A 20,923-nucleotide genomic window follows, 5' to 3' on the forward strand; every position below is an offset into this window, starting at 1 on the left:
CCTCTCCCGGCAGCACTGCCTACCGGCTCTCCTCGGCTCCACGCTTTACTCAGCCCGGCTCTCCTCCGGCAGCACCGTCGCCCCGATCCCGTTCCACGACTCCCTCCGGTACGCCCACCCCGGGCAGGGCGCCCTCCAGGACGCCCGGCAGGGTCAGCGACGGACTCGTCGCCGCCGGGCAGCCCGGCCGTGCGGTGGAACTCCATGGCCTCCTCCAGGTCGCCACGCACCGACTTGGTGTAGGAGGCGAGCAGTTCGGGGCGGCGCGTGGCCTCCAGGCGTAGCTCCATGAGGGCCAGGTAGCGCGTGCGATCGCGGGTCCTGCGGGCCATGAGGTCGTGCATGAAGGCCGTGACCGGTGCGCGGTCCTTCGGCCGGGTCAACAGGCCGGCGACCACTTCGGGGTCGGGCGCGAGCCGCACGTGCAGCCGGGTGTCGATCTGGCGCAGCAGGTCGGCCCGCCCACCTGCCCGGTCGTCTACGGCGCCGGCAAGCCGATCACGATCTCTGAGTTCACCCTGGGGTCGGTACGCACGTTCGGCAACGGCGCTCCGGTACGCACGTACAGCAGGAAGCGCTGAGCCGCCGACCGGCCTACGCTGAGGACATGGGCAGTGACGAACACGTCTGTCCCGACTGCGGACAGCCGGTGGACACGGTCGTCCGGCGTCACAAGACGCTGGGCACGTGGGTTCCCCGATGGGTGGCGGGACCGTGCCGCAACCCGGAGTGCGGGTCCTACGAGGCGGCAGCCCCCGAAAGCGGCCACCCGGCCGACGACGGCCGCGGCGGGGCGGCCCCGGCGACCTCCGGGGAGTCCACCCCGGACGCGCCCCGAGCGGCCCCCGGGGACACCGTCGCGAAGAATTCCTGAACCCGTGTCGAAATGCGCCGCCCGGCTCCGACGTCCCCTGTGAAGAACCGCCCGCCGGGGCGGTGAGAGCCGAAGGAGCGGACTGATGAAGTACCTGGTCATGGTGCAAGGCACGCAGGCGGACTACGAAGCCATGCGCGGCAAGGCGTCGGCGGACTCCCCGGCCTGGACCGAGGAGGACGTGCAGACCATGTTCGCCTACATGGGCGCCATCAACGACGACCTCTCCGAGAGCGGTGAGCTCGTCGACGCACAGGGCCTGGCCGAACCGGCACAGACCCGGCACGTCACCCTCGGCGGCGACGGCAAGGCCGTGATCACCGACGGGCCGTACAGCGAGACCAAGGAGCTGCTGGCCGGCTACTGGGTCCTGGAGTGCGAGAGCCTGGAGCGGGTCACGGAGATCGCCGACCGCGTCATCCGCTGCCCCCAGCCGGCCGGTGCCCCCGTCCATCCGGTTGTGATCCGTCCGATCCCGGACGGCTCCGGGGATCTCTGAGGACGGTCGGCACCGACGGACACCGCCCGTGAGGAGCACGCCCGAGATCGAGGACCTGCTGCGCGGAAATGCGCCGCAGGTCCTCGGCGCGCTGGTCAGACGGTACGGGCACTTCGACGCCGCCGAGGACGCCGTACAGGAGGCGCTCCTCGCGGCGGCCGGGCAATGGCCTGATGCGGGCGTTCCCGGCAATCCGCGCGGCTGGCTGATCAAGGTCGCCTCGCGGCGGCTCACCGACGCCCTGCGCAGCGATCAGGCCCGGCGCCGGCGTGAGGAGAAGGCCGCCGCGCTCACGCCCCGGGACGCCTTCACGGCCCCGCCGCCCGGGGAGCGGGCCCCCCGTGAGGACGACACGCTGTCGCTGCTGTTCCTCTGCTGCCATCCGGACCTGTCGCCGCCCGCGCAGATCGCGCTGACACTGCGTGCCGTGGGCGGTCTGACCACAGCGGAGATCGCGCGGGCGTTTCTGGTACCGGAAACGACGATGGCGCAGCGGGTCAGCCGGGCCAAACAGAAGGTGCGGGGCGTGCGCTTCGGCCGCCCGGACCACTGGGAGCGGCGGCTGCCGTCCGTCCTGCAGACCCTCTACCTGATCTTCAACGAGGGCTACACCGCCACCTCGGGTGCCGCGCTGCAACGCCGTGACCTCGCGGGCGAGGCCGTGCGGTTGACCCGCACGGTTCACCGGCTGATGCCCGGCGACTGCGAGGTGGCCGGTCTGCTCGCACTGATGCTGCTCACCGACGCCCGGAGGGACGCACGCAGCGGTCCGCACGGCGAGCTCGTCCCCCTCGACGAGCAGGACCGCGGGCGCTGGGACCGGGCGGCGATCGAGGAGGGCGTCGCGCTGATCACCCGGGCCCTGTCCCGGGGCCGCCCGGGACCGTTCCAGCTGCGGGCCGCGATCGCCGCCGTGCACGACGAGGCGGCTTCGTCCGAGGCGACCGACTGGACCGAGATCCTCGGGCTGTACGACATCCTGGTCGGCCTGGTCCCCGGCCCGGTCGAGCGTCTCAACCGTGCGGTCGCCGTCGCCATGGTCCACGGCCCGCACGCGGGCCTCACCGAAGTCGAGGCCTTGGCGGACGCGTTGGGGGGTCACCGCCTGGACGCCGTACGAGGCCACCTGCTGGAGCGCGCGGGTGAGCCCGAAGCCGCCCGGGCCGCCTACGAGTCGGCGGCGGCGCAGACCCTCAGCCTGCCCGAGCAGCGCTATCTCCTGGCCCGGGCGGCCCGGTTGGGCGACTAGCGTGTGAGGCATGGGTGCACAGGGGGAGCGGCGACGCAGGGTGTGGCGCGGGCTGGTGATCGGGTGGGCGCTGCTCGTGGCGGTCGCGGGCTGTCTGACGCTGTGGATGCAGGACTCGGCGGAGCCGAGGGGGCCGTACGTCTGGCAGGAGGCCGATCCCGGCGAGGCTCCGGACCTGCCGCCCTGCCCGCAGACCGGAGAAGGCGAACGCGTCGCCTGTGCCTACCTCGGCACTCCCTGACCGCGCGACCGGCCCGTCACCGGATCCCGTGTCGTCAGGCAGTACGTGCCGCCCGACGGGTCGCGCATCACCGTCCAGCCGGAGAAACCGGCCACGAAGACGGCCCCGAGTCGCTCGTGGTGGGCCCGGGTCGCCGTGACGTCCGCACAGGCGAGGTCGAGGTGGGCCGAGGCCGGCCGCTCCTCGCCGAGGCGTTGCAGGAGCAGCCGGACCGGCAGACCGGGCGGCGGCTCGACCACGTGGAACTCCGGCAAGGAGCCCGGCAGCGACTCCCAGCCGTCGAGCAGCGCACTCCAGAAGGCGACCTCGCCCTGGTAGGCCGAGGACGGGACGTCCACGCACACCTGGTCGAGACGGCTGCCCCGCACCACACCCGGCCGCGACGACTGACCGCGCCAGGGATCCGCGCAGAACAACTGGCCGCCGGGCGAACGCAGCACGACCAGCGACCCGAGGTCGGCCACCACAACCGCGCCGAGCCGTACCGCCGCGGCGGCGAACTCCGCCACGTCGTCCACGCAGAAGTCGAGGTGTGCACCGCCGGAACCCGGGCCGATCGCCTGCACTTTCACGCACGCATCGGCGTCCTCGGGGAGCAGGGTGACGAACTCGCCCTGCTCCCCGCGCAGTTCGGACAGCCGGGTGCCCGTGACCGCCGTCCAGAAGTCGCAGGCGACGCCGAAGTCCGCACGCGGGCGGTCGATGAAGGCGTAGGTCCATCTGATCCTCATGGGCGCGATCGTAGAGGGGCGCACCACCGCCACCCGCGTGAACCTCGACCGGCCTCCGCCGCACCGATCCCGATCCGCCCGTCCGCGCTGTTTGCATGCAGCAATGGACCACATCACGTTCCTCGTGGCGGCCGTCATCATCACGGCGCTCGCCTTCGACTTCACCAACGGTTTCCACGACACGGCGAACGCGATGGCCACCTCCATCGCCACCGGCGCGCTCGCACCCCGTACGGCGGTCCTGATCAGCGGTGTCCTCAACGTCGTCGGCGCCTTCCTGTCCACCGAGGTCGCCAGGACCGTCTCGGACGGCATCGTGGACGACACCCTCGTCTCCCCGGGCATGATCTTCGCGGGGCTGGTCGGTGCCATCCTGTGGAACCTGCTGACCTGGCTGATCGGTCTGCCCTCGAGCTCCTCGCACGCCCTGTTCGGCGGGCTGATCGGGGCGGTGTGGGTCGGCGCGGGCAGCCACGGCGTCGACTTCGCAAAGGTCGTCGAGAAGGTGCTGGTGCCGGCGGTGGCCTCGCCCGTGGTGGCCGGTGTCGCCGCGCTGCTCGCCACCCACCTCGCCTACCGGCTCACCGACCGGACCGGCGGGGACCGCGTCACCCGGGGCTTCCGCATCGGCCAGATCGCCTCCGCCTCGCTGGTCTCCCTCGCCCACGGCACCAACGACGCGCAGAAGACCATGGGCGTCATCACTCTCACGCTGATCTCCGCCGGCGCCCTCGGCCACCATGCCGGCCCGCCTCTGTGGGTCGTCGCGTCCGCCGGCCTGGCCATCGGCCTCGGCACCTACCTCGGCGGCTGGCGGATCATCCGCACGCTGGGCAAGGGCCTGGCCGAGATCCGGTCGCCGCAGGGCTTCGCCGCCGAGACCGCCTCCGCGACCGTCATCCTGACCTCCACGCACCTCGGCTTCGCGCTGTCCACCACCCAGGTGGCCTCGGGCAGCATCCTGGGGGCGGGTCTCGGCCGCAGGCTCGCGGAGGTCCGCTGGGGCGTCGCGGGCCGGATGGCGGTCGCCTGGGCGGTCACCCTGCCCGCCGCCGCGCTGGTCGGCGGACTTGCCGCCGCGATCGTGCGCATCGGCGGCGACATCGGCACGGCTGCCGTCGCCCTGGCCGGCGCGGTCCTCGCCGTGGGCATCGTCGCCATCTCGCGCCGGGACCCGGTGCACGCGCGCAACGTCAACGACGCCCGCGAGGCCGCCCCCCGCACCGAGCCGTCGGCCAAGGTCGGCACCGCCGCCTGAGCGACGGGGACCGGACTCGCCCGCGATCCGGACCGCCTCGGACAGTGCCCTGCAGCGCAGACCGGCAGACGGGCACTCCCCGACGACCAGGGCACCGAGCGGGAAGGACCGGTGAGCGGGAAGAGCGCAGGCCCCGTACCCGGCAAGGGGTACGGGGCCCACTGTCCTCTGTCACCCCACTCGCGCCATCGCGGGCCGGGCGACCTGGAGGACGATCAAGCCTTCTTGGTCTCCCAGAAGATCTTGTCGATCTGGGCGATGTAGTCCAGCGCCTTCTGGCCGGTGGCCGGGTCGGTCGAACCCTTCGCGGCCGAGAGGGCCTTCAGGGTGTCGTTGACCAGCTGGTGCAGCTCCGGGTACTTCTCGAAGTGCGGCGGCTTGAAGTAGTCGCTCCAGAGCACCGAGACGTGGTGCTTCGCGAGCTCGGCGCGCTGCTCCTTGATGACGGTGGCGCGCGCCTGGAAGTGCGGGTCGTCGTTGGCGGCCATCTTCTCCTGCACGGCCTTCACCGACTCCGCCTCGATGCGGGCCTGGGCGGGGTCGTACACACCGCAGGGAAGGTCGCAGTGGGCACTGACCTTGACCTTGGGGGCAAACAGGCGGGAAAGCATGGAGCATTCCTTCCTCGTGATCGTCTTCTCACAGGGGACATTACTCCGTGAGGGACGGCTTTTCGCGGGTGCCCCCATGGGCTTAGGACAAAAGTCCCGGGTGAGACTGAGACTGGTGGAGAAGAACCGGGGAGGTGCCGGGTGATGCCGGAGCTGTCGCAGGAGTTCGAGCGGGGGAGGCCGGCGCCCTTCGGGGTGGCCGAGGTCACCGGGCCGTCCATGGTGCCCACGCTGTACCACGGGGACCGGCTCCTGGTGCACTACGGAGCCCGGATCAGGCCCGGCGATGTCGTCGTGCTGCGGCACCCGTTCCAGCAGGACCTGCTGGTCGTCAAGCGGATCACCCAACGCCGTGACGGCGGCTGGTGGGTGCTCGGCGACAACGCGTACGCCGGCGGCGACAGCACCGACTACGGCGTCGTGCCCGACGATCTGGTGCTGGGGCGGGTCCGGTTCCGCTACCGGCCGCGCAGGTCCGGCCGGCGGTCGCCCTGGGCGCTGGCGGGCTGGGCGCTGTCGGCGGCCAGGCCCGTGCTCTCGGGCAGGTCGGGCCGGGTGGCCTCCAGACGTTTGCGGGCACGGTAGGCCGCGACGTTGGCGCGGGTCGCGCAGCGGTCGGAGCAGTAGCGCCGGGAGCGGTTGGTGGAGGTGTCGAGGTAGGCGTTGCGGCAGGGCGCGGCCTCGCACAGACCGAGGCGGTCCACGCCGTACTCGGTCAGATGGAAGGCCAGACCCATCGCGGCGATCGCCGCGTAGCCCGCCGTCGCGTTCGACGGGTGGTCCGCCAGGTGCATGTGCCACAGGGGGCGGCCGTCGTCGTCGCGGACGTCGTGCCCGGAGATCTGCGGGCTCACCGGGAACTCCAGCAGCAGTGAGTTCAGCAGGTCGACGGCGAGCCTCTCCTCGCCGGTGTCGGCGGCCTCGAAGACGGCACGCAGCCGGGCCCGCACCGAGCGGAAGCGGGTCACGTCCGCGTCGGTGGCGCGGCGGGCCGCCGACTGACTGGGCCCGAACAGATCGCGGACGGCCTCCACTGACGTCAGGGCGTCCTTGCCCCGGGCCGGTTCCTCGGTGTTGACGAGGCGCACGGCATAGTCCGAGTAATAGGCCAGTTCCACTTGTAGTCCTTACGGAGGGGCTTGAGAGGCGGTTGTCGAGAGCGTGCACTCGTAAGAGCTGATGGCGCTTCCAGGGTATTACGAGGGAGGGGCTCGACGAAGGACGCCGACGCCACCACGGCTGCTGCCGACCGGCAGACCCCGGGGCTCCATCGAGCATGCCCCGGAACCGCTCCCCGCGGTCGGGCAGTACCACTCCTGCTGCCGGTCCAGGCTCTCCCGCCCTTTTCATGAACGCGGACCACATGATCGACGAGACGACGTCCCGGAGCAACGCGGCGGAGCGCGCGCAGCGGCCCGCCCGTATGGATCAGGCCACATGGAGCGGGCCGTCGGCCAGTGGTACGCGCGCGTGCCGCACGCGAAGGGCTTCGGCGAGGCCGGGCCGGCGTGGTACTCACCCTCGGACGCCCTCCCGTCGGCCTCAAGCAGCACAGACGAAGGGGGCGGTACGGACACTCCGTACCGCCCCCTCGCCGTGCGTACCGTCAGAGCACCTTGGACAGGAACGACTTCGTCCGCTCGTGCTGCGGGTTGGTCAGCACCTCGCGCGGGTGACCGGATTCGACCACCACACCGCCGTCCATGAAGACCAGGCTGTCGCCCACCTCGCGGGCGAAGCCCATCTCGTGGGTGACGACGATCATCGTCATGCCGGACTCGGCCAGGTCACGCATGACGTCCAGGACGTCACCGACCAGCTCCGGGTCGAGCGCCGAGGTCGGCTCGTCGAACAGCATCAGCTTCGGGTCCATGGCCAGGGCCCGGGCGATGGCGACGCGCTGCTGCTGACCGCCGGAGAGCTGGGAGGGGTAGTTGCCCGCCTTGTCGGCCAGGCCCACCCGGTCCAGGAGCTCCAGGGCACGCATGCGTGCCTGGCTCTTGCTCACGCCCTTGACCTGGACCGGGGCCTCCATGACGTTCTCCACGGCCGTCATGTGCGGGAACAGGTTGAAGCGCTGGAAGACCATGCCGATGTCCCGGCGCTTGACCGCGACCTCGCTGTCCTTCAGCTCGTAGAGCTTGTCGCCCTTCTGCCGGTAGCCGACCAGCTCGCCGTCGACGTACAGACGGCCTGCGTTGATCTTCTCCAGGTGGTTGATGCACCTGAGGAAGGTCGACTTGCCGGAGCCGGAGGGGCCGATGAGGCAGAACACCTCGCCGGACTTCACCTCCAGGTCGATTCCCTTGAGGACTTCTACGGGGCCGAAGGACTTGTGGACGCCCTCGGCCTTGACCATGGCGGTCATGCGGTGCCTCCCGTCGACGCCGAGCGGTTGGACAGGGACAGCACGTTCGCCTTGATCTTCTGGAACGGGGTGGCCGGCAGCGACCGGCTCGAACCACGCGCGTAGTACCGCTCCAGGTAGTACTGGCCGACGCTGAAGACCGAGGTCAGCAGCAGGTACCAGGCCGCAGCGAGGAACAGCATCTCGGCGGGGGCGCCGGAGGTCTGCCCGATGTCCTGGGCCGCGCGCAGCAGCTCCGGATACTGGACGACCGAGACCAGCGAGGTCGTCTTCAGCATGTTGATGACCTCGTTGCCCGTCGGCGGCACGATCACGCGCATCGCCTGCGGGATGACGATCCGGCGCAGCGTCTTGGTGTGGCTCATGCCCAGGGCGTGCGACGCCTCGGTCTGGCCCTCGTCGACCGAGAGCAGACCGGCACGGCAGATCTCCGCCATGTAGGCGGCCTCGTTCAGGCCGAGGCCCAGCAACGCCGTCAGGAACGGGGTCATGAAGTCCGACCACTCGTCCTTGTAGAACGGCCCGAGGTTGATGTACTCGAAGACCAGGCCCAGGTTGAACCAGACGATCAGCTGCACCAGGACCGGGGTGCCGCGGAAGAACCAGATGTAGAACCACGCGATCGACGAGGTCACCGGGTTCTTCGACAGGCGCATCACGGCGAGCAGGACGCCGCCGATGACGCCGATCGCCATGGACAGGACGGTCAGCAGGAGGGTCTTGCCGACGCCGTCCAGGATGCGGTCGTCGAAGAAGTAGTCCGGGATCGCGCCCCAGTTGATCTTGCCCTGGGAGAACGCGTACACGATGCCGCCCAGCAGGGCGAGCGCGACGACGGCGGAGACGTACCGCCCGTAGTGCCGGACCGGGATGGCCTTGATGGCCTCCGGTCCGGCCGGGGGCGTGTCGGCCGGCGTCTTGTCGATGTCAACAGTCACGGGTGTTGCCTTTCAGTGCCGCTAGGGCGCGGTCACTTGCCGCCGTTGATGGTGGCTTCCTGCACGGCGCCGTCCGTGACGCCCCACTTCTTCATGATCTTCTCGTACTCGCCGCTCTTGATGACGGCGTCCAGCGCGGCCTTGAGCGCGTCCCGCAGCTGCGTCTGGTTCTTGGCGACCGCGATGCCGTACGGGGCGGCCTCGACCTGCTCGCCGACGATCTGGAAGTCCTTGCCGCCACCGGAGGTCTTCACCGCGTACGCGGCGACCGGGAAGTCGGACGAGCCGGCGGCCGCGCCACCCGCGCGCAGACGGGTCTGGGCCTGCTGGTCGTTGTCGAAGGGCTCGATGGCGATCTTCTTGCCCGCCGGGCACTTCTTCGACTCGGCCTTGGCGAGGTCCTCGGAGACCGTGCCGCGCTGCAGCACGATCTTCTTGCCGCACAGGTCGGACCAGGTCTTGATGCCCTGGTCGTCACCCTTCTTGGTGTAGATCGAGACGCCGGCCGTGAAGTAGTCCACGAAGTCGACGCCCTCACCGACCTTCTTGCCGGTGTCGGAGTCGATGCCCTCCTGGCGGTCCTTGGTGTCGGTCATCGCGGACATGGCGATGTCGTACCGCTTGGAGCGCAGACCCGTGATCAGCGTGTCGAAGGTGCCGTTCTCGAACTGGAAGTCGACCCCGAGCTGCTTGCCCATGGCAGCGGCGAGGTCCGGGTCGATGCCGACCACCTTGCCCGAGTCGTCCTTGAACTCGACCGGGGCGTAGGCGATGTCGGAGCCGACCTTGATGACGCCCTTGTCGCGGATGGCCTGCGGCAGCTTGTCCGCGAGCGGGGCGGAGGCCGCGGTGTCGCTGGAGCCGGTGTCCTTGGTCTGGTCACCGCATCCGGTGAGCATCAGCGCGCCTGCGACCGCGATCGCACCGACCGCTGCTAGCCGGGAGTGCGCGGCGGTCGTACGACGGGTGGAGCTTGCGGTCATGGTGGGTTCCTCCGGCGGATGGGTGGAGTTGCCGATGGGGGCGGGCCGCCGCCGATGGGTTCGGCACGGCCGTGGCACGCCGAAGGTTTCGGCAGTGCCGTGGGTCGACGAGAGCACACCTCTTCGAGTGTCGCGACCTCGTGTGATTACGGCATCTTGCCATTCGGACTGCGCGATTCTGGGGGCCAGCCATGTCAAAATCGGATAACGGGCGACCCCCGAACCGCACCACTCCGGTACATCACGGCCGGACCTTCTATGGGAATCAACCGTTCCGGCCGGAAGATCTTCGGTAAATCCCGAGATTTCGACACGGGGACCGCGAGCTTCGCTGATGGTTGAGTGGGTGTAGCTGGTTTGTCCAGGTCTTGTCCCGATTTTGGACGAAGAGTCAGAGCCCTGTCATGTGACCTTCGCGTTATGGACTCGTCGTCGATGCCGTCCGTCCGGTAAGAAGGGTCTTTACACCCCTCATCCGGGGCTCAGGGCGCGTGTGCGGCGCGCCCGTCGCGTACGCGCCCGTACGTATACACGTACAAGCACGACATGGGTCTACGCGGTGCCCGCCCACCCCTCACCAGGAGTGGCCACCCTCAAAACAATGAAGATTTAAGGGGTAAAACGAAGTGGCAGCGGAGATCGTCAATCCTCGCAGCGAGAGCAAGACCGGCGATACGGATCACGAGGGCAGTGCGGAGCCCCTCGACTCCTTCGACCCGGCGTTCGCGCTGCACCGTGGCGGCAAGATGGCCGTGCAGGCCACCGTGCCGGTCCGCGACAAGGACGACCTGTCCCTGGCGTACACGCCCGGCGTCGCGAAGGTGTGCAGCGCGATCGCGGAGCAGCCGGAGCTCGTGCACGACTACACGTGGAAGTCGTCGGTCGTCGCCGTCGTGACGGACGGTACGGCCGTGCTGGGGCTCGGTGACATCGGGCCCGAGGCCTCCCTCCCGGTGATGGAGGGCAAGGCGATTCTGTTCAAGCAGTTCGGCGGTGTGGACGCGGTTCCGATCGCCCTGGCCTGCACGGACGTCGACGAGATCGTCGAGACCGTGGTGCGCCTCGCGCCGTCGTTCGGCGGCGTCAACCTGGAGGACATCTCGGCACCCCGGTGCTTCGAGGTCGAGCGCGAGCTCCAGGAGCGGCTGGACATCCCGGTCTTCCACGACGACCAGCACGGTACGGCGGTCGTGACGCTGGCCGCCCTGCGGAACGCCGCGCGGCTGAGCGGGCGGGCCCTCGGGGAGCTGCGGGCCGTCATCTCCGGCGCCGGCGCGGCCGGTGTCGCCATCGCGAAGATGCTGGTCGAGGCCGGCATCGGGGACGTCGCGGTGGCCGACCGCAAGGGTGTCGTGTCGGCGGACCGGGACGACCTCACTGCGGTCAAGCAGGAGCTCGCCGGGTTCACGAACAAGGCCGGGATCACCGGGTCGCTGGAGGCCGCGCTGGACGGGGCCGATGTGTTCATCGGCGTCTCCGGCGGCACGGTTGCGGAGTCCGCGGTGGCGACGATGGCCAAGGGTGCGTTCGTCTTCGCCATGGCGAACCCGAACCCCGAGGTGCACCCCGAGGTCGCGCACAAGTACGCGGCGGTCGTCGCGACCGGGCGGTCGGACTTCCCGAACCAGATCAACAACGTGCTGGCGTTCCCCGGGATCTTCGCGGGGGCGCTGCAGGTGCGGGCCTCCCGGATCACCGAGGGGATGAAGCTGGCCGCCGCGGAGGCGCTGGCCGCTGTGGTGGGGGACGATCTCGCAGCCGATTACGTCATCCCGTCGCCGTTCGACGAGCGGGTCGCTCCGGCGGTCACGGCCGCGGTGGCGGCGGCTGCTCGGGCCGAGGGTGTGGCCCGGCGCTGACGCCGGTGATGGCTTGAGGTGACCCCGTCCGGGATCGGGCGGGGTCATTTTTTGCGTTCGGGTGGCGCTGTTCGGGTGGCGCGGGCCGTGTCGCGTATGGCTGCTTCGGTGGGGTGCGGGTGGCTGCGCCGATCGCCGGGTGTGGGCCGGGGCCGCGCCGGGGGGTGTCCGTCCTCGGAACGGCGCGATGGGGTCTCACGCCGACTGACTGTGCGTTGACGCGCCAACCGCTGCGGGCGGACACCCCCCGACACGACCCCTTCTCGCCGTAGGCGGGTGCGGGCGCGTCGTGGCTCGTGCCTCAGGCGCACAGCACCGCCGCCTGCCTGGCAAGAGGGTGTGTCTCACAGGGGTCGGTGGTTCCACTCGGCAGGTCAGGGAACCTATCGTCAAGGTCATGTTCGCTGTCTATGCCGCCCGAATCGACCGCGACCAGCCGCTGTCCGGCCTGGAGTTGGGGGAGCGTCCGGCTCCCGAGGCCCGTCCCGGCTGGAGCACCGTCACGGTCAAGGCCGCCTCCCTCAACCACCATGACCTCTGGTCCCTGCGGGGCGTGGGCCTCGCGGAGGACAAGCTGCCGATGATCCTCGGCTGTGACGCCGCCGGTGTCGACGAGGACGGCAACGAGGTCGTCCTGCATTCCGTGATCGGACAGAGCGGGCACGGGGTCGGTCCGAAGGAACCCCGTTCCATCCTCACCGAGCGTTACCAGGGCACCTTCGCCGAGCAGGTCTCCGTGCCGACCTGGAACCTCCTGCCCAAGCCGAAGGAGCTCTCCTTCGCGGAGGCCGCCTGTCTGCCGACGGCATGGCTGACCGCGTACCGGATGCTGTTCACCAACGCGGGGGTACGCCCCGGGGACTCCGTGCTGGTGCAGGGCGCCGGTGGTGGTGTCGCCACGGCGGCGATCGTGCTGGGGAAGGCCGCGGGGCTCCGGGTCTTCGCCACCAGCCGCGACGAGGCCAAGCGGAAGCGGGCCGTGGAGCTGGGGGCCGTCGAGGCGCTGGAGTCGGGGGCACGGCTGCCGCAGCGGGTGGACGCCGTCATCGAGACCGTCGGGGCCGCCACCTGGTCGCATTCGGTGAAGTCGCTGAAGCCCGGCGGCACGCTGGTCATTTCCGGCGCCACCAGCGGCGACCGGCCCTCGCACGCCGAGCTGACCCGGATCTTCTTCCTCGAACTCAAGGTCGTCGGGTCCACCATGGGCACCAAGGACGAGCTGGAGGACCTGCTGTCGTTCTGTGCCGCCACCGGGGTGCGGCCGGTCATCGACGAGGTCATGCCGATGGACCGGGCGCGTGAGGGCTTCGAGCGGCTGGCCTCGGGTGAGCAGTTCGGGAAGGTCGTGCTGACGAATCCCTGAGTTCCTTCCGAGGTGCGTCGACGGTCGGTCCCGCGTGGGCCGGCCGTCTTTATTTGTCAACTGTGGTTGACGTGCGCGGGTTGTCAACGTAGGTTGACGTCATGACCGAAGCAACGGAACTGGCCGAGCGTGCGGGCGACCGTGATCCACGGGTCGGCCTACGGGCCGTCGCCGCGCTGCGTCGGCTGCTGGAGCAGCTGGAAGCCGTGCAGGTGCGCAATGCGCGCAACCACGGCTGGTCGTGGCAGGAGATCGCCACCGAACTCGGTGTGACCAGGCAGGCCGTGCACAAGAAGTACGGGAGGCATTGATGTTCGAGCGGTTCACCGAAGACGCCCGTGATGTGGTGAAGAGCGCTTACGCGTACGTGGAGGGGAGCGGTGGGGGCGGGCGGTGCGTGGAGCCCGAGCACCTGCTGCTGGCCCTGCTGGACAGGGAGGGCAGCCGGGGGTCCTTCGCGCTGGGCGCTCTCGGGCTCGGAGAGGGCCGGGAGTCCGTGCGCGAGGCGCTGCGTGAGGCGCGGCGGCGGGGCGGGCTGACGCAGGCCGAGACCGATGCCCTCGCGGGGCTGGGGATCGACGTGGCGGAGATCGTCGCCCGGGTGGAGGAGGCGTACGGGGTCGGCGCCCTGTCCGGTGACCGGACGGACAAGCGGTGGTGGTCGGGGCGTACCTCCTTCGGGCGAGGGGCCAAGGACGTGCTGGAGCGGTCCTTGCGGGTTGCTCTCGCCCAGCGGGACCGGCACATCGGGGACGAGCACATCCTGCTGGCCCTGACCGTCCGACCCGAGGTGCCGGCCGAGGTCCTCGCCGGTCACGGGGTGACCTACGCGTCCCTGACGCGGGTGCTGTACGGAAGCGGCGGCGAGGCCAAGGCCGGCTGACGGACTACGCCCCGGCGCCTACTTCTGCTGTGCGCGCAGGAGGGCTCCTATGTGGGCCGCCGCCGTCGACAGATGGCGGCGGGCGTCGCGCAGTTGGCCGGCGGTGACGCCGTGGTCGCGGGCCGCGTCACGGATGTCGTCCCGGAAGCGGTCCAGGAGACGGTCCAGGTCGCGGGCCGGATCGCCGGTGGAGTCCGCGGTGTCCTCGTGGGCCCAGGCCGGTTCGAAGGAGGCCGGGAAGTCCGCCGGGGGCTGGGCGTGGGGCGGCGGCTCCGCGGCGGGCTTGCCGGTGCCTGGCCAGTCGAAGCCCAGGTCCTTGCCGAAGTCCTTGCCGTAGTCCTTCCCGAATTCGCCCACCTCCTTGACCAGTTCGCTCAGGCCCTCACGCAGACCCGTCGGCCAGTCGCCGCGGGCGAAGTGGTCCTGAACCTGCTCCTGGACGCGGCGGGTGATGCGCTGCACCTGCTCCTGAGCCTGGGCCCGGGCCTGCTCCTGGGCCTCCTTCGCCTGGCGGCGGGCGCGCTGGGCGTCCTCGCGGGCGCGGCGGCTCTCGTCCTTGGCGCGCCGGGCCTGTTCCTTCCACTCCTGCCGGGCGCGGCGCATCTCCTCCTTGGCGATGCGCCACGCCTCCTTGTCGCCGTACTGCGAGAAGTCGCCGTTGGCGGTGCCCGTCGTGCCGTCGGCCGTGGTGCCGTTGCCCCGGCGGGCCTCCGTCGCCGCCGCGCGCATCTCGCGGCGCAGATCACCGGCGGCTCCGCGCACATCGGCCTGGATCTCCGCGGCCAGCTCCGCGACCGACTCCCGGATCTCCAGCTCCAGGTCGGCCAGCTCGCCACCGCGGTCGGCCAGTTCGGCACGGCCCGCGTCCGTGATCGAGTAGACCTTGCGGCCGCCCTCGGTGGTGTGGGTGACCAGGCCCTCGGCCTCCAGCTTGGCCAGGCGCGGGTAGACCGTCCCCGCCGAGGGCGCGTACAGCCCCTGGAATCGCTCCTCGAGGAGGCGGATCACCTCGTAGCCGTGGCGGGGCGCCTCGTCCAGCAGCTTCAGCAGGTAGAGGCGGAGGCGGCCGTGGGCGAAGACGGGAGGCATGTCAGAGCACCTTCTTGTCGGTTGAACCGTCGGCCGGGGCGGTGGCGGGATGGTCGCCCGGGCCGGAGACGGGATTGTCTCCCGAGCCCTCCCGGGGGGCGCTCGCCGGGGTTGCCGCCGCGTCGTTGCTGCCGGGCCGGGTGCCCCGCGGCTCGTCGTCGTGATCGTCCTCTCCGGCGGGGCGGCGGAGGAGGGCGATCGAACCGGAGATGGTGGTGGCCCGCAGCTTGCCGGTGCCCGCGCCGAGCCGGCCCGTGATCTTGTGGGCTCCCCACTGGCCGTGCACGCGCAGGCCGTCGAAGGCGTTGGAGAGGGCGCCGCTCGCGGTGTTCGCCTCGACCTCCGCGTCCGCCGGATACGGCAGCCGGATGGCGATCTCGCCCGAGACGCTGGTCAGCCGGACGTCCGTCGGGCCGTTCGGGTCCAGGTCGACGATCATCGAGCCACTGACCGTCTCCGCCCGCACGGAGGGGCCGGAGCCCTCGATCACCGTGAGGTCGCCGGACACGGAGTTGAACCGCAGGTCGCCGGTCACGCCCTGGGCCTCCAGGCCGCCGGAGACCGTCTCGGCGCGCACGGGGCCGGACAGGCCCACCAGTGTCGTGTCGCCGGTGACGCCCTTCATCACCGCCGGGCCATGGGTCCCGGAGATCACGGCGGCCGCGCCCACCACGCCCACCTCCACGCGTGTGCCGGCGGGCACGGCCAGGGAGACCACCGCGCTGCGGCGCCAGCCCTTGCGGTCCAGCAACTTCAGGAAGCCCTTCCAGGGCAGGTCCTCGTAGGCCACCGTGAGGACGCCGTCCTGCTGGGTCACCATCAGGGGCGGCCCGTCGATCTCGGAGATCTCCAGGCGGGCGGAACCTTCGTCCGTGCCCACCACGTTCACCGTTCCGTTGACGAGACGCACCCGTAGGTCGCTCACGGGCTCGTCGAAGGTGAGCTTCTTCGGTTCTGTGACGGACCACTCGGACATGGTGAGGACCTCTCCGACTCGACGCGCCATATCGCGTTCTCTCGCATTCACGATATATCGCGGCCTCGGAAAGTCAAGACACCCGTTCTGGGGAGGGCTGGACCGTCGAAACGCCCATAGTGTGAGGATTCGGCCTAGCGTGTGACCATGCCGACGGAAGCCGCCCGCACCGGACCCGCGCCTGGGGCGCTCCTGCTGTGCCGGGCGGCACCCGCGTCCGTCGCCCCGGTCGCCCAGTTGCTGCGCGAACCGATGCGGCTCATGCGCGCGGGCGACGCGTGGAGCGTTCTCGTCCCCGGCGGCGGGCCTTGGCGGGACGGCACCGAGCCCGTCGACCGCGTGGTCACCGGCTGGGCGACGGCACTCGCCGTCGGCGCGCCCTGGCCCGTCCTCGCCCTGTGGTGGGACACCGACCACGCGGGATTCACACTCGCGTCCGGTTTCCGCCGCCCGGTCGGCTTCGTGTGGCTCGCCGGGGGCGTGCCGGTGGGGGAGACCGAGGCCCTGCACACCTTCGCTGCCCGCTTGGGCCTCGACCCCGTCCTGGACGTCCAGACCCTCGAGGCGCTGGCCGAACCCGACTCCGAGGCCGATGCCGGCACCCGTCTGCGCGGGCTGCTCGCGGTCCTCGCGCGCGTGGGCGTCGCACTGCCCGCCGGACTCGTCCCCGGTGATCCCGCCGAACGTCTTCTGGAGGCCGCCGCCCGCATGCCGGACGGCCTGGCCGTCGAAGGGCCGGGCCGGCGTGACGCGGTCGCGGAACGCGACACCGTCGACCACGGCAGCCTCGGGCCCTGGGCACCCTGGGCCGGCGGTCCCGGAGCACGCGCGCTGGCCCTGGCGCAGGTGGTGGCGGGCGTGCCGCTGCTGTCCTGGGGTCTGCGCAGGCGCAGCGGCGGCTGGGGCTGGGTCACGGCCGGCACCCTGCTTCTCGCACACGGCGCGCTGGGCCTTGCCTACGCCTTCACGCATCCGCGCGACTGACGCCCCTGAGCTGCAGGATCAGGTGCGGCTCGCCGTCCTCGCCGCTGCCGGATCCGGTCCCGGTCGTCCCTGCGGCGGTCCGCACCCGTCCCGCTCGTCGTCCCCGCGGCGGGCCGGATCCGGTCCTACTCGTCGTCCCCGCAGCGGCCGGAACCGGTCGGTCCTACTCGTCGTCCTCGTCGTCCAGCCGCGCCAGCCACGTGGCCAGTCGCTCCACCGGCACCTCGAAGTCGGGGTTGAGATCGACGAACGTCCGCAGCTGCTCGGCGAGCCACTCGAAGGTGACTTCCTCCTCGCCGCGCCGCTTCTCCAGTTCCTCGATGCCACGGTCCGTGAAGTACATGCCTCAAGGATAGGTGCGCGAAAACGGCCGGGCCGCACCCCCGGAGTGGGGATGCGGCCCGGCCGCGCGGGAGGCGCGAGAGCGGTTACGCCTCGAACACCTCACGCACCAGCTGCTCCTGCTCGGCCTGGTGACGCTTCGCGGAACCCACCGCGGGGGACGAGCCGTGCGGGCGCGAGATGCGCCGCAGCCGCTCGCCGTGCGGGACGTCCGCGCCGACCGCCAGGTCCAGGTGGTCGATCAGGTTGAGCGCGATGAACGGCCAGGCACCCTGGTTCGCCGGCTCCTCCTGGGCCCACAGGTACTTCTCGGCGTTCGGGTACTTCTTGATCTCCGCCTGGAGCTCGGCACCCGGCAGCGGGTACAGGCGCTCGATGCGGATGATCGCCGTGTCCGTGACGCCGCGCTTCTGACGCTCGGCCTCCAGGTCGTAGTAGACCTTGCCGGCGCAGAAGACGACCTTCTTGACCGCGGCCGCGTCCACCGACGCGTCGCCGATGACCGGCTGGAACTGGCCGGTCGTGAACTCCTCCGCCTTGGCCGCCGCCGCCTTCAGGCGCAGCATCGACTTCGGCGTGAAGACCACCAGCGGCTTGTGGTGCGGGTTGTGCACCTGCCACCGCAGGAGGTGGAAGTAGTTCGACGGCGACGTCGGCATGGCGACCGTCATGTTGTTCTGCGCGCACATCTGCAGGAAGCGCTCGGGGCGGGCCGAGGAGTGGTCCGGGCCCTGGCCCTCGTAGCCGTGCGGCAGCAGCAGGACGACGCCGGACGTCTGGGCCCACTTCTGCTCGGCCGACGAGATGAACTCGTCCACGACCGTCTGGGCGCCGTTGACGAAGTCGCCGAACTGCGCCTCCCACATCACGAGCGCCTCGGGGCGGGCCAGCGAGTAGCCGTACTCGAAGCCCATCGCCGCGTACTCGGAGAGCAGGGAGTTGTAGACGTTCAGTCGCGCCTGGTCCTCGGAGAGGTACTGCAGGGGCGTGTACTCGTCGCCCGTGCTGCGGTCGATGATGACCGCGTGGCGCTGGCCGAACGTACCGCGCTGCGAGTCCTGGCCCGCCAGGCGGACCGGGACGCCCTCCAGCAGGAGGGAACCGATCGCGAGGGTCTCGCCCATGCCCCAGTCGATCGTGCCGTCCTCGACCATCGACGCCCGGCGCTGCAGCTGCGGCAGCAGGCGCGGGTGCACGGTGATGTGGTCGGGGATGTTGACCTGGGACTCGGCGATCCGCTTGACGACCTCCGTGGTCACCGCGGTGTTCACGGCGACCGGGAACTCGGCCTGCGGGTCCGTGGACTCGACCGTGCCCGGCTGGGACGTGGCCTCACGGACCTCCGTGAAGACCTTCTCCAGCTGGCCCTGGTAGTCCTGCAGCGCCTGCTCGGCCTCTTCCAGGGTGATGTCGCCGCGACCGATGAGGGACTCGGTGTAGAGCTTGCGCACCGAGCGCTTCTTGTCGATCAGGTCGTACATCAGCGGCTGGGTGAAGGCCGGGTTGTCCGACTCGTTGTGACCGCGGCGGCGGTAGCAGATGAGGTCGATCACCACGTCCTTGTTGAACGCCTGGCGGAACTCGAAGGCGAGCCGCGCGACGCGGACCACGGCCTCCGGGTCGTCGCCGTTCACGTGGAAGATCGGGGCCTCGATCATGCGGGCCACGTCCGTCGCGTACATGGAGGAACGCGAGGACTCGGGGGCCGCGGTGAAGCCGACCTGGTTGTTGATGACGATGTGGACCGTGCCGCCGGTGCGGTAACCGCGCAGCTGCGACATGTTCAGGGTCTCGGCCACCACGCCCTGGCCCGCGAAGGCCGCGTCGCCGTGGATCGCCACCGGCAGGACGGTGAAGTCCGTGCCGCCCTTGTTGATGATGTCCTGCTTGGCGCGCGAGACGCCCTCCAGGACCGGGTCCACCGCCTCCAGGTGCGAGGGGTTCGCGACCAGGGAGACCGCGATCTGCTCGCCGTCGAGGCCGGTGAAGGTGCCCTCGGCGCCCAGGTGGTACTTCACGTCACCGGAGCCGTGCATCGACTTCGGGTCGAGGTTGCCCTCGAACTCGCGGAAGATCTGCGCGTACGACTTGCCGACGATGTTGGCGAGGACGTTCAGGCGGCCGCGGTGGGCCATGCCGATGACGACCTCGTCCAGGCGGGACTCGGCGGCCGAGTCCAGCACGGCGTCCAGCAGCGGGATGACGGACTCGCCGCCCTCCAGGGAGAAGCGCTTCTGGCCGACGTACTTCGTCTGCAGGAACGTCTCGAAGGCCTCGGCGGCGTTCAGACGGCGCAGGATGCGCAGTTGCTCCTCGCGCTCCGGCTTGGAGTGCGGCCGCTCCACGCGGTCCTGGATCCACTTGCGCTGCTTCGGGTCCTGGATGTGCATGAACTCGATGCCGGTGGTGCGGCAGTACGAGTCGCGCAGGACGCCGAGGATGTCGCGCAGCTTCATCATCGACTTGCCGGAGAAGCCGCCGACGGCGAACTCGCGCTCCAGGTCCCACAGGGTGAGCCCGTGCTCGGTGATGTCCAGGTCGGGGTGCTTGCGCTGCTGGTACTCCAGCGGGTCGGTGTCGGCCATGACGTGGCCGCGGACCCGGTAGGAGTGGATCAGCTCGAAGACGCGGGCGGCCTTGGTGACGTCGTCGTCGTGGCTGGCGTCGATGTCCTTGAGCCAGCGGACCGGCTCGTAGGGGATGCGCAGCGCCTCGAAGATGTCGTCGTAGAAGCCGTTCTCACCGAGCAGCAGGTTCGCGACGATCCGCAGGAACTCGCCGGAGGCGGCGCCCTGGATGACCCGGTGGTCATAGGTCGACGTGAGCGTCATGACCTTCGAGATGCCGAGCTTGTTCAGGGTGTCCTGGGAGGTGCCCTGGAACTCGGCCGGGTAGTCCATGGAACCGACGCCCATGATCACCGACTGGCCGGGCATCAGACGCGGCACGGAGTGCACGGTGCCGAGGCCGCCGGGGTTGGTCAGGGAGACCGTCACGCCGGTGAAGTCGTCCATGCCCAGCTTGCCGTCACGGGCGCGGCGGACGATGTCCTCGTAGGCCTGCCAGAACTCGAAGAAGTTCAGCGTCTCGGCCTTCTTGATGCCCGCGACCACGAGCTGGCGGTCGCCGTTGGGCTTGACCAGGTCGATGGCGAGGCCGAAGTTGACGTGCTCCGGCTTGACCAGGGTGGGCTTGCCGTCCTTCTCCGCGAAGGAGTAGTTCATCGACGGCATGGCCTTGATGGCCTGCACCATCGCGTAGCCGATCAGGTGCGTGAAGGAGATCTTCCCGCCCCGGGCGCGCTTCAGGTGGTTGTTGATGACGATGCGGTTGTCGAACAGCAGCTTCACCGGGACCGCGCGCACGGACGTGGCCGTGGGCACCTCCAGGGAGGCGTTCATGTTCTTGGCGACCGCGGCGGCGGGGCCGCGCAGCACGACCTGCTCGGGGCCCGAGGGGGCCTCGGCGGCGGGCTCGGCCTTCTTCGCGGCGGCGGCCGGCTTGGCGGCGGGCTTCGCGGCCGGGGCGGCCTGCGCCGGAGCGGGGGCCTTGGCGGGGGCGGGGGCCTGCGCGGGAGTGGCCGGAGCGGCCGGCTGAGGGGTGGTGGTGGTCCCCGCGGCCCCCGCGGCCGCGGTACCCGCCGGAGCCGGGGCGGCGGCCGCCCCTGGCTTGTAG

The 20,923-nt window shown here is 70.6% G+C and carries 20 protein-coding genes and 3 pseudogenes; 12 read left to right on the top strand and 11 right to left on the bottom strand.

Going from position 1 to position 20,923, the window contains the following annotated elements; translation table 11 throughout:
* Positions 1-45: 45 nt before the first annotated feature.
* A pseudogene (locus ADK65_RS37365) lies at positions 46-464 on the bottom strand (TetR/AcrR family transcriptional regulator); the annotation flags it as partial.
* Between the two features lie 143 nt (positions 465-607).
* Here ADK65_RS37365 and ADK65_RS23890 point away from each other — a divergent pair.
* From ADK65_RS23890 to ADK65_RS23905, 4 genes are all read left to right on the top strand, one after another.
* Positions 608-874: a hypothetical protein gene (locus ADK65_RS23890; protein WP_053672420.1), complete on the top strand. Its 267-nt coding sequence runs from the start codon at positions 608-610 to the stop codon at positions 872-874.
* Positions 875-959: 85 nt separating this feature from the next.
* Positions 960-1,373 carry a YciI family protein gene (locus ADK65_RS23895; RefSeq protein WP_053672421.1) on the top strand — a complete coding sequence of 138 codons (414 nt, stop codon included), beginning with the start codon at positions 960-962 and terminating at the stop codon, positions 1,371-1,373.
* Positions 1,374-1,401: 28 nt separating this feature from the next.
* A complete protein-coding gene (locus ADK65_RS23900; RefSeq protein WP_053672422.1) occupies positions 1,402-2,622 on the top strand; it encodes an RNA polymerase sigma factor in 1,221 nt (406 codons plus the stop codon).
* A 10-nt stretch (positions 2,623-2,632) separates the two neighbouring features.
* A complete protein-coding gene (locus ADK65_RS23905) occupies positions 2,633-2,863 on the top strand; it encodes a hypothetical protein (RefSeq protein ID WP_053672423.1) in 231 nt (76 codons plus the stop codon).
* Here ADK65_RS23905 and ADK65_RS23910 read toward each other — a convergent pair.
* Positions 2,845-3,594 (bottom strand): VOC family protein, encoded by a 750-nt coding sequence (locus ADK65_RS23910; RefSeq protein WP_053672424.1) that lies wholly within the window; start codon positions 3,592-3,594, stop codon positions 2,845-2,847. The genes ADK65_RS23905 and ADK65_RS23910 overlap by 19 nt on opposite strands.
* Positions 3,595-3,697: 103 nt before the next feature.
* Here ADK65_RS23910 and ADK65_RS23915 point away from each other — a divergent pair, with 103 nt between their 5' ends.
* On the top strand, positions 3,698-4,852 hold the full coding sequence (locus ADK65_RS23915) for an inorganic phosphate transporter (protein ID WP_053672425.1): 1,155 nt from the start codon (positions 3,698-3,700) through the stop codon (positions 4,850-4,852).
* Between the two features lie 215 nt (positions 4,853-5,067).
* Here ADK65_RS23915 and sodN read toward each other — a convergent pair whose 3' ends face one another.
* Positions 5,068-5,463: a superoxide dismutase, Ni gene (sodN, locus tag ADK65_RS23920; RefSeq protein ID WP_031140564.1), complete on the bottom strand. Its 396-nt coding sequence runs from the start codon at positions 5,461-5,463 to the stop codon at positions 5,068-5,070.
* A 219-nt stretch (positions 5,464-5,682) separates the two neighbouring features.
* On the opposite strand from sodN, the pseudogene ADK65_RS39815 reads away from it, so the two are divergent.
* Positions 5,683-5,856, top strand: a pseudogene (locus ADK65_RS39815) (S24 family peptidase); the annotation flags it as partial.
* A gap of 65 nt (positions 5,857-5,921) precedes the next feature.
* On the opposite strand, the gene ADK65_RS23925 reads toward ADK65_RS39815, so the two are convergent.
* Positions 5,922-6,581, bottom strand: coding sequence for a CGNR zinc finger domain-containing protein (locus ADK65_RS23925; RefSeq protein ID WP_053672426.1), 660 nt, complete (start codon positions 6,579-6,581; stop codon positions 5,922-5,924).
* A gap of 224 nt (positions 6,582-6,805) precedes the next feature.
* Between ADK65_RS23925 and ADK65_RS39340 the strand changes: the two are divergent.
* A pseudogene (locus tag ADK65_RS39340) lies at positions 6,806-6,996 on the top strand (SAM-dependent methyltransferase); the annotation flags it as partial.
* Between the two features lie 73 nt (positions 6,997-7,069).
* On the opposite strand, the gene ADK65_RS23930 reads toward ADK65_RS39340, so the two are convergent.
* From ADK65_RS23930 to ADK65_RS23940, 3 genes are read right to left on the bottom strand one after another with little or no spacing between them, the layout of a single operon-like run.
* Complete coding sequence (locus tag ADK65_RS23930) at positions 7,070-7,831, bottom strand: amino acid ABC transporter ATP-binding protein (RefSeq protein WP_053672427.1); 762 nt, start codon at positions 7,829-7,831, stop codon at positions 7,070-7,072.
* Positions 7,828-8,769 carry an amino acid ABC transporter permease gene (locus ADK65_RS23935; RefSeq protein WP_053672428.1) on the bottom strand — a complete coding sequence of 314 codons (942 nt, stop codon included), beginning with the start codon at positions 8,767-8,769 and terminating at the stop codon, positions 7,828-7,830. The genes ADK65_RS23930 and ADK65_RS23935 overlap by 4 nt, the downstream gene beginning before the upstream one ends.
* Before the next feature lie 32 nt (positions 8,770-8,801).
* Positions 8,802-9,752 (bottom strand): ABC transporter substrate-binding protein, encoded by a 951-nt coding sequence (locus tag ADK65_RS23940; RefSeq protein ID WP_053672429.1) that lies wholly within the window; start codon positions 9,750-9,752, stop codon positions 8,802-8,804.
* Positions 9,753-10,378: 626 nt separating this feature from the next.
* On the opposite strand from ADK65_RS23940, the gene ADK65_RS23945 reads away from it, so the two are divergent.
* From ADK65_RS23945 to ADK65_RS23960, 4 genes are all read left to right on the top strand, one after another.
* A complete protein-coding gene (locus ADK65_RS23945; RefSeq protein ID WP_053672430.1) occupies positions 10,379-11,611 on the top strand; it encodes an NAD(P)-dependent malic enzyme in 1,233 nt (410 codons plus the stop codon).
* A 397-nt stretch (positions 11,612-12,008) separates the two neighbouring features.
* Positions 12,009-12,974, top strand: a complete 966-nt coding sequence (locus tag ADK65_RS23950) for a zinc-binding dehydrogenase (protein WP_053672431.1) — start codon at positions 12,009-12,011, stop codon at positions 12,972-12,974.
* 101 nt (positions 12,975-13,075) lie between these two features.
* Positions 13,076-13,285 carry an HTH domain-containing protein gene (locus tag ADK65_RS23955; protein WP_053672432.1) on the top strand — a complete coding sequence of 70 codons (210 nt, stop codon included), beginning with the start codon at positions 13,076-13,078 and terminating at the stop codon, positions 13,283-13,285.
* On the top strand, positions 13,285-13,857 hold the full coding sequence (locus ADK65_RS23960) for a Clp protease N-terminal domain-containing protein (RefSeq protein WP_053672433.1): 573 nt from the start codon (positions 13,285-13,287) through the stop codon (positions 13,855-13,857). Before ADK65_RS23955 ends, ADK65_RS23960 begins: the two co-directional genes overlap by 1 nt.
* A gap of 18 nt (positions 13,858-13,875) precedes the next feature.
* Here ADK65_RS23960 and ADK65_RS23965 read toward each other — a convergent pair whose 3' ends face one another.
* Entirely contained in the window at positions 13,876-14,946 is a 1,071-nt protein-coding gene (locus ADK65_RS23965; RefSeq protein WP_053672434.1) for a PadR family transcriptional regulator, read from the bottom strand.
* A 1-nt stretch (position 14,947) separates the two neighbouring features.
* Entirely contained in the window at positions 14,948-15,922 is a 975-nt protein-coding gene (locus tag ADK65_RS23970) for a DUF4097 family beta strand repeat-containing protein (RefSeq protein WP_053672435.1), read from the bottom strand.
* 147 nt (positions 15,923-16,069) lie between these two features.
* On the opposite strand from ADK65_RS23970, the gene ADK65_RS23975 reads away from it, so the two are divergent.
* Entirely contained in the window at positions 16,070-16,906 is an 837-nt protein-coding gene (locus ADK65_RS23975; protein WP_053672440.1) for a hypothetical protein, read from the top strand.
* A 163-nt stretch (positions 16,907-17,069) separates the two neighbouring features.
* On the opposite strand, the gene ADK65_RS23980 is transcribed toward ADK65_RS23975, so the two are convergent.
* Together ADK65_RS23980 and ADK65_RS23985 are read right to left on the bottom strand one after the other, a co-directional pair.
* Complete coding sequence (locus ADK65_RS23980) at positions 17,070-17,249, bottom strand: DUF6104 family protein (protein WP_003992906.1); 180 nt, start codon at positions 17,247-17,249, stop codon at positions 17,070-17,072.
* Positions 17,250-17,334: 85 nt separating this feature from the next.
* Positions 17,335-20,923: multifunctional oxoglutarate decarboxylase/oxoglutarate dehydrogenase thiamine pyrophosphate-binding subunit/dihydrolipoyllysine-residue succinyltransferase subunit (locus tag ADK65_RS23985; RefSeq protein WP_053672436.1), on the bottom strand; the 3,589-nt coding region annotated here is incomplete at its 5' end.

Source organism: Streptomyces sp. NRRL B-1140 (assembly GCF_001280065.1).
Classification (GTDB): Bacteria; Actinomycetota; Actinomycetes; order Streptomycetales; family Streptomycetaceae; genus Streptomyces.